Consider the following 12,896-nt stretch of genomic DNA (forward strand, 5'->3'; position numbering starts at 1 on the left):
TTACATGAAAGCAAAATATATCCTGATTTTTCTCATGATCATGTTTATTGCCATTGCTGGAGTTTTTACAGCTATTAATGGATTAAGCATAGGAGAACGACAAATCAGTCCCGTGTCTGAAAGCATTAACCAAGGATTAGACTTAAGAGGTGGCGTGTTTGTTATATATGAAGCAGATACAGATGCTTCTGGTGAAGAATTGGATAAAATAATAGAACAAACGATCAGTGTATTTAGAATGCGTGTTGATGGAATGGGTCTTACAGAACCAGTTATTGTACGAGAAGGTGAAAACAGAATAAGGGTTGAACTTCCTGGAGTGGAAGAAGTGCAAGAAGCTTTAGATATGATTGGAAGAACAGCTCAACTAGAATTTTTGACGCCAAATGAGCAAATTGTTCTTACTGGTGGCAATGTGACCGGTGCCAATGCAACTTATGTTGACGGAGAGGCAAATCCTGTTGTTAGGTTAGAATTAGACAATGAAGGAGCAAAAAGTTTTGCAGATGCAACGGGGACCTATATAGGCGAACCAATCTATATTATTTTAGATGATGAGATTATTTCGGCGCCTGTTGTTCGTTCAAGAATTCCAGACGGTGTAGCGACTATTAGTGGCAACTTTACCATTGAAGAAGCTTCTAATCTGGCCGCTTTAATTAGAGCGGGTTCACTGCCTGTCAATTTAAATGAGGTTCAAACTTCAACCATTACAGCTACATTAGGAGTCGATGCACTGAACAGAAGTATCGATGCGGCTAAAATAGGTATAGCCCTTGTACTGCTTTTTATGCTGGTTGTATATCGTTTACCTGGCTTTGTTGCCAATATTGCTTTGACTATCTATATATTATTAGTACTGGGTATTTTCATATCATTGAATGCAACCTTGACCTTACCTGGGATTGCGGCATTGATACTGTCCATCGGTATGGCTGTGGATGCAAATGTTATTATCTTTGAGAGAGTAAAAGAAGAAATAGCGAATGGTAAAACCATTCGTGTATCAATTGACTCCGGGTTTAAGCGTGCATTTACAACCATACTAGATGCTAATATAACAACGCTAATTGCCGGAATCACTTTATATCAGTTTGGGACCGGACCAATTCGAGGATTTGCTGTCATGCTCATGATTGGACTGGCGGTTAGCATGTTTACGGCAATGGTTGTTACAAGAGTCCTACTCAAATCTCTTGTAGCTACGAATCTGTTTAAAAATCCAAAATATTTTGGGGCGTAAGGAGGGAAAGCAATGGAAATAATTCATAGAAAAAAAATCTGGTTTTCTATATCAGCCATGATCATGCTGGTAGCTATTTTATTTATCTCTTTTACTGGAGTCAACACAGGGATAGATTTTACCGGTGGAACGATTATGGAGTTTGATTTTAAGCAGCAGGTAGAAGTCAATGATATTCGTCAGATAACAGATACTTTTGATACGGATGCAAGTATTAATTTTATAGGATCAGGACAGGAACAAGTCCAGATACGAACCATCATCGATATGAACCATCAGGAAAGAATGAAGGTTTTTAGTATGTTGCAAGAAACCTATGATATTATCGAAGACGATTTTATAAGGGCAGAACAATTTGGTCCATCAATTGGCAAAGAAATTCAGAATAGAGCATACTTATCAATACTAATTGCCTCTATTGGAATGCTAATTTATATAACTCTTCGGTTTGAGTTGAGTTTTGGACTGGCAGCCATTGCAGCACTGCTACATGACATATTAATAGTGGTTGCCATATTTATCATTTTTCAAATACCCATTAACAGCCCTTTTGTAGCGGCGATGTTGACGGTACTAGGATATTCTATCAACGACACAATTGTTGTTTTTGACCGTATACGTGAAAACCGAAAGATAATGAAGAAATATGATTATGTAAGCTTGACGACAGACAGTATTCGACAGACCGTTCGACGTTCCTTATACACTTCTGCAACTACGCTTATAACTATTATAGCGCTATACATTCTGGGAGTACCTATGATCAAAGACTTTGCTTTGCCTTTAATAGCAGGCATTATCAGCGGTACCTATTCCTCCATTTTTATAGCAAGTCCTATTTGGGTTATGTTGAAGGAACGATCAAAAGACCCTAGTAAAAGTTTTTCTAAAGCTTAAGATAGAAACAGCGATCCTTTAAGGATGGCTGTTTCTATTATCAATGAAATTTACTTTTAAAGAAATAGTTTCGATAAAACAACTATTCAATATTGAATAAATTGTCTCAAATCGATATAATTATAGTATTATCCAATTTAACAAAAATAAGGGAGGTACACTATGCAACTCCAAAATAAGATTCGCGAGATTCAGGATTTTCCTCAAAAAGGCATTAACTTTAAGGATATTACGACTTTGTTAAAAGATTCAAATGCATTAAAACAAATGATCGACGATTTATGTGAACCATTAAAAGATCAAAAAATTGATTTAGTCGTAGGTCCTGAGTCAAGAGGATTTATTGTCGGAGTACCGATAGCATACCTCTTAAACGCAGGTTTTGTTCCGGTGCGCAAACCAGGAAAACTTCCGGCACCTATAAGAAAATACGAATATGAATTAGAGTATGGGACAGATTCTTTAGAAATTCATGAAGATGCTATTACGCCGGGTCAACGAGTTGTCATTGTTGACGATTTACTGGCCACAGGGGGGACTATGAAAGCAACAGCAAAGCTAATTGAAGAACTTGGTGGAGAAGTGGTATCGATGCAATTTTTGATGGAGTTAACATTTCTAAATGGACGTGACAATCTAAAAGGATATCATATAAAAAGTCTTATTTCCTATGATGAGTAAGCGTCAACATTTTTCTTGAAAGGTAGGTGAAGTACATCATGCTCGAAAATTTAATTACGATGATTGAAGAACATAACCCTAACTGTGATGTTGAATTGATTATACGTGCCTATCAATTTGCTGAAAGTGCCCATGAAGGGCAGTACAGAAAATCTGGTGATCGCTACTTTTCTCACCCTGTAGAAGTAGCAAAAATATTAATCCAGCTGCAGATGGACAGTAGTACCATTGCAGCAGGACTATTGCATGATGTACTGGAAGATACGCCGAACAGTTATGAAGCAATGAAGCTAGAGTTTGGTGAAGAAATCGCAGAGTTAGTTGAAGGTGTAACAAAATTAACAAAAATGAATTTTGAGTCAAAAGAAGAAAAACAAGCTGAAAATTTACGTAAAATGTTCGTAGCAATGGCAAAAGATATTCGCGTTGTATTAATAAAGCTTGCTGATAGACTTCATAACATGAGAACACTTAAGTTTCAAAGTGATGATAAAAAGAAAGAAAAAGCAAGAGAAACTCTGGAAATTTTTGCACCGATAGCACACCGGCTAGGAATGTCTAAAATCAAATGGGAGCTAGAAGACCTAAGCCTCCTTTATATTGATCCACAAGGATATTATGATCTGGTAGATAAAGTGGCTAAAAAAAGAGAAGAAAGAGAAGCTTTTATTAATTCTATTATTAAAGACTTACACATAAAACTAACTGACTTCAGTATTGATAGCGAAATATTTGGAAGACCAAAACATTTTTATAGTATATACAAGAAAATGGTTAATCAAGGGAAAGCTTTTGAAGAAATATTTGACTTTCTGGCCATTAGAATATTAGTAGATAATATAAAGGATTGTTATGGTGTGTTAGGCGTTGTTCATACAATCTGGAAGCCAATTCCAGGACGATTTAAGGATTATATAGCCATGCCTAAACCCAACATGTACCAATCTTTACACACTACGGTTATTGGCCCTAAAGGAGAGCCTTTTGAAATTCAAATAAGAACTTATGAAATGAATAATATTGCCGAGTTTGGAATAGCTGCACATTGGAAATATAAAGAAGGACAAAGTGGAGAAGATGAAGGAACCAATATAGATGAAAAACTTACCTGGTTAAGTCAAATGATGGAATGGGAAAAAGAGACAAAAGATCCGGCGGAATTCATGGAATCTTTGCGGATTGATTTATTTACCAATGAAGTATTTGTATTTACACCCAAAGGTAAAGTAATTGATTTGCCGGCAGGTTCAACACCGATTGATTTTGCCTATAAAATTCATAGCGACATAGGAAACAAATGCGTAGGAGCGAAAGTTGACGGTAGGATTGTACCTCTTAATTACAAATTAAAGAATGGTAACATTATTGAAGTATTGACTTCTACAAATAGTAATGGCCCTAGTCGAGACTGGCTTAAAATTGTTCAAAGTTCTCAAGCAAAGACAAAAATAAAACAATGGTTTAAAAAAGAACGGCGTGATGAAAATATATCTAAAGGAAAAGATATGTTGGAGCGAGAAGTGAAAAGAATGAATGTTCCCGTAGCCTTAGCCTTAAAAGAAAAACCACTTACCGCCATTGCTAATCGAATGAGTTTGCATGGTGCGGAAGATCTTTACGCTGCCATTGGTTATGGTGGCATCACATTGGCTCAGGTGACACCCAAAATCAGAGAGTATATAAAAAACCAGGTTCCAGCAGAAGAGTTAGAAAAATACATTCCGATTTCTCCTAAAAAAGAAGTTGAAAAGAAAAAAACTGGAACAAAAAGTTCCGGTGTGAGTATTAGAGGGGTAGATAATTTAATGATACGTTTTTCTAAATGCTGTAATCCAGTTCCTGGCGATGATATCGTTGGTTATATAACTAGAGGAAGAGGCGTATCAGTTCATCGAAAAGATTGTCCAAGTTTAATGGAGAGTCCTGAAAAAGACCAAAGAACCATAGAAGTTGATTGGGACTCGGACACTGAAATAGAGTTTCAGGCAGAGATTCAGGTAAATGCAACTGACCGTAAAGGTTTATTAAGAGAAATAACACAAATTTTAACCGATGATAAGATTGCTGTGAACTCTCTGAATGCAAGAACAAATAATAAGGAACATACAGCAACTATGAATTTGGTGGTAGAAATTAACAGTACAGAAGAATTAGAAAAACTCCGCAAGACACTAAAAAGCTTGGAAGGTGTTAAAGACGTTTTTCGGGTTAAAACATAGATAATAGGGAGGAGCACTAATGAGAGCAGTTGTACAACGAGTAAAATCAAGTTGTGTATCCGTTGATGATAAAGTAGTAGGTGCTATTTCGCATGGCCTTTTAGTATATGTAGGGGTCGGAAAAGAAGATTCAGAGAAAGATATTGACTACATGGCTGAGAAAATAGTAAATCTTCGAATTTTCGAGGACGAAGAAGGAAAAATGAATCAGTCTCTTATAGATATTCAAGGTGAAATTTTATGTATATCACAGTTTACATTATGGGGAGATTGTCGTAAGGGTAGAAGGCCAAGTTTTACAGATGCTCAAGAGCCTAAAGAAGCAGATCGATTTTATAAAAAGTTTGTTGAAACTTGTCGTGAAAAAGGCGTGAAGGTTGAAACGGGAGTATTTCAGGCTCACATGGAAGTTTCGTCGGTTAATGATGGTCCCGTAACCATGCTAATTGACAGTGCGAAAAACTTTTAACAAAAAAATTTGAAAAGGAGGAAAGAACTACATGTTCTCTTATGAAAAGATAATTACAGGCCCTTTACAAGTAAATACCTATCTCATTGTGGATAATAAAACTGGTGAATGTATGGTTATTGATCCGGGGGGAGAGGCTACAGAAATCATGGCAGTAGCAAATAAAAATGGTTGGAAGATAAGCAAAATAGTTTTGACTCATGGACATGGCGATCATATTGGAGGACTTAATCAATTAAAAAAAGAATTAAAAGTTCCTATCTATATTCATGAAAAAGATGCCTCTATGATCGAAGATGGACAACGAAATTTCACAGCGATGATGGGCGATGTGGTCGAAATTTCGGCAGATCACTTTCTGGCTGATGGAGATATTATTGAGCTTGGAAACTCAGCTGTTAATGTTATTCATACTCCTGGGCACACACAAGGTGGCATTTGCTTGTTAGCCGATAAGATGCTTTTTTCAGGAGACACTTTGTTTATGCATTCTATTGGACGTACTGATTTAGAAGGAGGAAACCTCTTCCAGCTTCTAGGATCAATCAAAAATAAGTTGCTAGTCTTAGATGAAACAACAAGAGTATTTCCTGGGCATGGACCTGATACTACGATAAAATTAGAAAAAACAAGAAATCCTCATCTGCAGTAACAGAAAGAAATATGCTTTTTTTCTAAAGGACGGAACGGCTAATGAAGCTATTAATTATTGTAGAAAAAACATCAGAAGTACATGAATTGCGAGAAATGACTCGACTATTTCTTTCGGATCAAGACTTTAAAGTGATTCAAAAATCAGAAGAAAAGGAAAAGGTCTTTTCTGCTGAAATAAAGGTGTGCATACGCACACGATATGATGAAAACAACACAAAAATAATGATTGAGATAACAGGAAAAGCAAAAGAGAATAAAACAATCACCTTCAAAACAGAAACCGATCTGATAAAACAGAAAAAAAATGAAAAAAACAAGCTCAAGAGAATGATATATGACCGTTTACAATTATGGTTTCCAACAAATTTATCCTGGGGAATGTTGACAGGCGTCAGACCAGTAAAAATTGCACATGAAAAATTACGTCGATTTACAAGTAAAGAATATGCCATAAAGATGATTATGGAAGAAACAATGATGAAAAAAGAAAAAGCAACATTAATTACTGAAATGGCCACTCTTCAAAATGAATACGTATTACCCGTAAAAGAAGATAATATCAGCCTTTACATCAATTTTCCAATCTGTCCGAGCAAGTGCAGTTACTGTTCATTTGCATCACAATCACTAAAGTCGAAAGAGGATCCAATAGTAGATAAATATTTAGAAGGATTATTTAAGGAAATGGAAATCCTTTTGATGGGGCTTAAGCAAAGAAACAAAGAAATTCAGAGTTTGTATATTGGTGGAGGAACACCTTCTGTTCTATCTTGTAGTCAATTAGAAGGTTTTTTGAATAAGCTTAATACTTTGTGGGACTTAAAGAAGATCAATGAAATCACCTTTGAGGGAGGTAGGCCAGATACACTAGATGATGATAAACTTAAACTCTTGGCTGATTATCCAATTCATCGAATTAGCATCAACCCACAAACACTTCATGATCAAACCCTGCAAAGAATAAACCGTCATCACTCCGTGCAGGATTTTTTTAATGTATATGAATCGGCGATTCGTTTTGGTCATCAGAACATTAATGTTGATGTTATTATGGGCCTACCCGGAGAAACACCGGATAAATTTCTTGATACATTATATTTATTGAAACCATTGGAGTTAGAAAGTTTAACCGTTCATGCCCTAGCGATGAAAAAAAATGCAGGCTTAAGACAACGAAACTATCAATTTGAATGGGTGGATGAAGCAGCAAGAAACGTGATGGAGCAGGTATATCATTTTGCAGTAATAGAAAAACTGGAACCTTATTATTTATATCGACAGAAACAAATGTTAGCAAACATGGAGAATGTTGGGTTTGCAAAAAAAGGAAAAGCTTCAATATATAATATTTTAATGATGGAAGAAATTCAGACGGTATTAGGAATTGGAGCAGGTGCCGTTTCAAAATTGATATTTCCAAAAGAAAACAGAGTACAAAGAGTTCCTGGAATAAAAGACATTCTAGTGTACTTAAATCGACTCCATTTGCAACGAGAAAAATGGGAACAAATACTAGATCAATTATAAAGGAGTGAAGATGCATGGCAATAGAAAAATATCATAATAGGAGTCATATGTGTGGCGTTCTTCGTGAATCAGATATTGGCTCAACGGTAACTTTGTATGGGTGGGTACAAAAGCGTCGAGATCTTGGAGGCCTTATATTTATTGACCTTAGAGATCGAACTGGAATTATTCAAATCATTTGTGACCAGGATATTTCCAGACAGGCATTCATGGAAGCTGAAAAAATAGGTTCAGAATATGTTGTCACAGTTCGTGGAAAAGTAGAAAGAAGAACATCTGAAAATCCTAATATGCCAACGGGAACTATCGAAGTTTATGCTGAAACATTAGATATTATCAACGAAGCACAAACACCACCTATTTACATTAAAGATGACGATGAAGTTTCAGAAAGTTTAAGGTTGAAATATCGATACTTAGATTTAAGAAAACCATCGATGCAAGCCAATCTTTTATTAAGACAAAAAATTTCTAATTTTGTTAGATTCTTTTTATCAAATGAAGCTTTTATAGAGGTGGAAACCCCCGTTCTTACAAAACCAACACCGGAAGGTGCTAGAGATTACCTTGTTCCCAGCAGAGTAAATGCTGGTAAATTTTATGCGCTGCCACAATCTCCCCAATTATTTAAGCAATTGTTAATGGTTTCCGGCTTGGATCGTTACTTTCAGATTGTTAAATGTTTTCGTGACGAAGATTTACGGGCGGATCGCCAACCGGAATTTACTCAAATTGATTGCGAAATGTCTTTTGTAAATCAGGAAGATGTTATTGAACTAAACAGTCGTATGCTAAAGAAAATGATTAGTGAAATTAAAGGTGTGGAACTATCCTTGCCTTTTCCAAGGCTTACATATAAGGAGTCGATGGAAAAGTACGGTTCTGATAAGCCGGACCTCCGATTTGAAATGGAACTAATAGACCTTTCTGATCTTATGGCAAACTGTGGATTCAAGGTATTTTCTGACACAGTGAATAATGGAGGACAGGTGAAGTGCATCAAAGTAGATGGTAAGGCAGAGAACCTTAGCCGAAAAGATATTGGCAAACTTGAAGACATCGCAAAAACATATGGGGCAAAAGGATTAGCCTGGATGAAAGTAGAAATAGATAACGATGTCAATGCACCAATAAAAAAATTCTTCAGCAGTGATGAAATCCAATCTATTCTTCAAAAGACAGAAGCAGAAAATGGTGATATCTTACTATTCGTTGCTGACAAACCCTCGGTAGTTGCAGCAGCTTTAGGTCATCTGCGTGTAGACATAGCAAATAAATTTAATCTTTACGATAAAAATACGTACCAATTTGTTTGGATTACAGATTTTCCTTTATTAGAGTATGATGAAGAAACAAAACGTTATGTAGCAATGCATCATCCTTTTACATCACCGGTAGTAGAAGATATTGAAAAATTAACATCAGACCCTGCAAATGTAAAAGCTCAGGCCTATGATATTGTGCTGAATGGTTATGAAATTGGAGGAGGAAGCATCAGAATTCACTCTTCCGATTTACAATCAGATATGTTTAAGGCTTTAGGCTTTACAGAAGAAGAGACAAGAGAAAAATTTGGATTCTTATTGGATGCATTTCAATACGGAACTCCACCGCATGGTGGAATAGCCTTTGGTCTGGATCGGCTTGCAATGATTTTAGCAGGCGAAGAAAATATCAGACAAGTCATCGCTTTTCCAAAAACTCAAAACGCAACCTGCCCACTAACAGATGCACCTTCTACAGCTGACCAAAGGCAATTGCAAGAACTTTATATTAAAACAGATTTACCTTCTATCGACAATTGACAGATAATGAGGGTCTGTTACAATGAAAGTATAAAAAGATAAGCTCAGCGGGAAAGGGGATGAGAATAGAAATGAAAAAAGAAGTTGGTCAATATATCCATCTTGAACGCGCAACAGAAATTCTTAAAGATATGGTGAAAATATATAGCCCATATTTTCAAGAAAAACAAATTATGGAATATGTACACGATTGGTTAAAGCAACGTGGAATGGATGCTATGTATCATCGGTATCATGAAAAAAAGGTAACCAATTTTCGAGGTATCAATGTCGTTGGCAGAATGAAAGGTCAAGATGAAGGGCCACATGTATTACTTAATGGACATTTAGATAGCGTGGAAATTTGTGAAGGCTGGACAAAAGATCCTTTAGGTGCTGAAGTAGAAAACGGAAAACTATATGGAGTTGGATCAGTAGATATGAAAGCTGGCTGTGTTGCCATTATGATGGCAGTGGAAGCCTTTGTTAATACGGTCGAAAATTTCAACGGTGAAATTCTTTATACTTTTGTTTCTGATGAAGAAGGCCCTTATGGCTTGGGAACAGATGCCTTGCTTTTGGACGGTATTACAGATTACGCAGATGTGGCAATAATAACAGAACCCAGCGGAACTTTTTCTGGAAATCCATTCCCATGCCTTTGTTTAGGTGCACGGGGTGGATGGGTGTATACGGTTACCACCTACGGAAAAAGTGCTCATGCAGCAACACCTGAAAGAGGCATTGATGCTGTTGAAGAGGCAGCGAAGCTAATGATGGCGTTAAAAGAAACGGAGTTAAAAGAAGATCCCAAACTGGGAAAAGGCTCAATAGCTGTTATTGATTTTAATGGTGGAGGAGCAGCTTGCAGTATTGCAGACAAAGCAAGCTTTACCGTGTTTAGACATACCGTAACAGGCGAAGATCTTAGTTATTTACGAAATGAAGTCGATAAAGCTGCTAAAAAAGCAGGTTTGAAAGGAACCTATTCGATGAAATTCAGAGATGCTCCTCATCCTGAAAACGGAGGATTTCATCCTTATACTGTGTCTGAGAGCAACCCATATACGAGAACGATTAAAGAGAGTATTCGTGAAGTTACAGGCACTGAACCGATTATCGATTACTTTCCTAGCATAGGAGATTTTAACTATCTGGGAAGTCGGGCAAAATTACCTACCTATGTTTTTGGCCCGGAAGGTGGCAATTTTCACACCTCTGACGAATATGTTGACTTAGAAAGTGTTGTGAAGACGTCAGAAGTTATCTATGATTATCTAAAGAAAATTCTAACGTAATAAAACCTAAAGGTATAGGTATAACTAACCGCTTATTGTTGTCAAATAACGGCAATTATGATAACATAATAGCAAAGATAGCCTGCTGTGTGCGTAGCTTCGGCTTAGTTTTGAGCCAACACTAATACATCGGGAACTTGGCGTTCTGTGGTGGAATATATGCCTCAACAGAGGACTTAAGAAACTTCAGACAGAGTACCCACCTGCGAAAGCAGGGTCAAAACGGTCGACATACGGCATGGCGGGTGATATCTAATAATCCCTTTTTGAGGGTTTTTTTTTATCCTAAACAGGATATTGATAGACAATAAGGGAATGTTTTGCCTTAATACAGTTAAATGGTTAGATGGCTGAAAGGAGAAACAAAAAATGAAACAATGCGGTCAAATCATTCAATTAATGGATGACACAGCCAAAGTAAAGATGCAACGTCATTCCAGTTGTGCTGGCTGCAATGCTTGTAAAATGGGTGCTACAGAGAAACCTATTGAACTGGAGGCACTAAATCCTTTGATGGCTAAAGAAGGTGACTGGGTTGAAGTTGAAATGGATAATCAACATGTTCTATCGGCTGCATTTATGATGTATATGATACCTCTGTTATTTTTGATTTTTGGGGTGTTGGTGGGTCATGTTTTTCTTGAAGCCATAGGTATTGGGGAATTTCAAGAACTATTAACAGCTATCATAGCCTTTTTGTTCACGGCATTAGCCTATTTGATATTAAATCGTAGTGAGAAAAAAAAGAGCTTCAAAGAAAAGATGCTACCACAGATTGTTGATATTGTTGATACTCCTGAAGAAATAGCTGCAGCTCTTATGGATGAAAATGAAACAAACAAATAAAAACTAAGAAATAGTGAAAGGGGAATGAGAATGATTATTGAATGCCTGAAGGACAAAGACAGAGAGATTTATGAGGTAATTCAAAAAGAGACGAATAGACAAAAAAATAATATTGAATTAATTGCATCTGAAAATTTTGTTTCCATTGCTGTAATGGAAGCTATGGGAAGCCAACTTACTAATAAATATGCAGAAGGCTATCCTGCTCAGCGTTATTATGGAGGATGCGAAGAAGTAGATGTTGCAGAAAATCTGGCACGAGATCGAATGAAACAGCTTTTTAATGCAGAACATGCTAATGTACAACCGCATTCCGGTTCAGGCGCAAACTTTGGTGTTTACTTTGCTATCTTAAAACCAGGAGATAAAGTGCTGGGGATGAATCTTTCTCATGGAGGCCATCTAACTCACGGAAGTCCTGTGAATATGTCAGGAAGCTATTACGAGTTTGTTGATTATGGAGTGGACGAAGAAACTCAGCGTATAGATTATGATCAAGTCCTTGAAATTGCAAAAAAAGAGAAACCGAAATTAATAGTGGCAGGTACCAGTGCCTATCCGAGAGAAATTGACTTTAAAAAATTTCGTGATATTGCTGATAAGGTAGGAGCCTATTTAATGGTAGATATGGCACATATAGCTGGTGTGGTTGCAGCCGGGTTTCATCAAAATCCTTGCCTCTATGCCGACTTTGTCACTACGACAACTCATAAAACCCTCAGAGGACCTAGAGGTGGAGCGATCCTATGCAAAAAAGAATATGCAAAAATGATTGATAAATCAATCTTCCCGGGTATTCAGGGTGGTCCTCTGATGCATGTTATTGCAGCTAAAGCAGTGGCTTTCAAAGAAGCCTTGGCTCCAGAATTCAAAGAATATCAACAGCAAACATTAGCAAATGCTAAACACTTGGGTGAATCACTTCAAAAACATGGTTTTAGACTGGTTTCAGATGGAACAGACACTCACTTATTATTAGTAGATTTACGGAATAAAAACATTACTGGAAAAGAAGCAGAGAAGCTTCTGGATGAAGTTCATATCACCTGCAACAAGAATACGATTCCCTTCGATCCGGAAAGTCCTTTTGTTACGAGCGGTATCCGCCTGGGAACACCTGCCGTTACAACGAGAGGTATGAAGGAAGATGCAATGGAAGTAATTGCGGAATGCATCGCTCAGATTATTGATAACCCTGACCAAAAAGAATCCGTTCAAAAGAAAGTTGCTGAACTCAGTAATCAATATAGCCTTTATGAATCTTCAACGTGTTGATTT

Annotated in this window: 11 protein-coding genes and 1 other RNA gene; all 12 read left to right on the forward strand. The window is 36.9% G+C overall.

Features of this window, described 5'->3' with window-relative positions:
• Positions 1-4: 4 nt before the first annotated feature.
• The 12 genes from secD to glyA all read left to right on the forward strand — a co-directional run bounded on the left by secD (position 5) and on the right by glyA (position 12,893).
• Positions 5-1,243 carry a protein translocase subunit SecD gene (gene secD, locus BLV55_RS07890; protein ID WP_093313103.1) on the forward strand — a complete coding sequence of 413 codons (1,239 nt, stop codon included), beginning with the start codon at positions 5-7 and terminating at the stop codon, positions 1,241-1,243.
• 12 nt (positions 1,244-1,255) lie between these two features.
• Positions 1,256-2,140 carry a protein translocase subunit SecF gene (gene secF / locus BLV55_RS07895; protein WP_093313105.1) on the forward strand — a complete coding sequence of 295 codons (885 nt, stop codon included), beginning with the start codon at positions 1,256-1,258 and terminating at the stop codon, positions 2,138-2,140.
• A gap of 162 nt (positions 2,141-2,302) precedes the next feature.
• A complete protein-coding gene (locus BLV55_RS07900; RefSeq protein WP_093313107.1) occupies positions 2,303-2,821 on the forward strand; it encodes an adenine phosphoribosyltransferase in 519 nt (172 codons plus the stop codon).
• Between the two features lie 38 nt (positions 2,822-2,859).
• Positions 2,860-5,040: a RelA/SpoT family protein gene (locus BLV55_RS07905; RefSeq protein WP_093313109.1), complete on the forward strand. Its 2,181-nt coding sequence runs from the start codon at positions 2,860-2,862 to the stop codon at positions 5,038-5,040.
• A 19-nt stretch (positions 5,041-5,059) separates the two neighbouring features.
• Positions 5,060-5,509 (forward strand): D-aminoacyl-tRNA deacylase, encoded by a 450-nt coding sequence (gene dtd, locus BLV55_RS07910; protein WP_093313110.1) that lies wholly within the window; start codon positions 5,060-5,062, stop codon positions 5,507-5,509.
• Positions 5,510-5,540: 31 nt separating this feature from the next.
• Entirely contained in the window at positions 5,541-6,161 is a 621-nt protein-coding gene (locus tag BLV55_RS07915) for an MBL fold metallo-hydrolase (protein WP_093313112.1), read from the forward strand.
• A gap of 41 nt (positions 6,162-6,202) precedes the next feature.
• Positions 6,203-7,690: a coproporphyrinogen dehydrogenase HemZ gene (hemZ, locus tag BLV55_RS07920; protein WP_093313114.1), complete on the forward strand. Its 1,488-nt coding sequence runs from the start codon at positions 6,203-6,205 to the stop codon at positions 7,688-7,690.
• A gap of 14 nt (positions 7,691-7,704) precedes the next feature.
• A complete protein-coding gene (aspS, locus tag BLV55_RS07925) occupies positions 7,705-9,495 on the forward strand; it encodes an aspartate--tRNA ligase (protein WP_093313116.1) in 1,791 nt (596 codons plus the stop codon).
• Between the two features lie 71 nt (positions 9,496-9,566).
• Positions 9,567-10,772 (forward strand): M20 family metallopeptidase, encoded by a 1,206-nt coding sequence (locus BLV55_RS07930; protein ID WP_093313118.1) that lies wholly within the window; start codon positions 9,567-9,569, stop codon positions 10,770-10,772.
• A 76-nt stretch (positions 10,773-10,848) separates the two neighbouring features.
• Positions 10,849-11,024: non-coding RNA, 6S RNA (ssrS, locus tag BLV55_RS07935), on the forward strand.
• 117 nt (positions 11,025-11,141) lie between these two features.
• Positions 11,142-11,618 (forward strand): SoxR reducing system RseC family protein, encoded by a 477-nt coding sequence (locus tag BLV55_RS07940; RefSeq protein ID WP_093313120.1) that lies wholly within the window; start codon positions 11,142-11,144, stop codon positions 11,616-11,618.
• Between the two features lie 30 nt (positions 11,619-11,648).
• Positions 11,649-12,893: a serine hydroxymethyltransferase gene (glyA, locus tag BLV55_RS07945; protein ID WP_093313122.1), complete on the forward strand. Its 1,245-nt coding sequence runs from the start codon at positions 11,649-11,651 to the stop codon at positions 12,891-12,893.
• Positions 12,894-12,896 lie beyond the last annotated feature (3 nt).

This window comes from Tindallia californiensis (genome assembly GCF_900107405.1).
Lineage (GTDB): Bacteria > Bacillota > Clostridia > Peptostreptococcales > Tindalliaceae > Tindallia > Tindallia californiensis.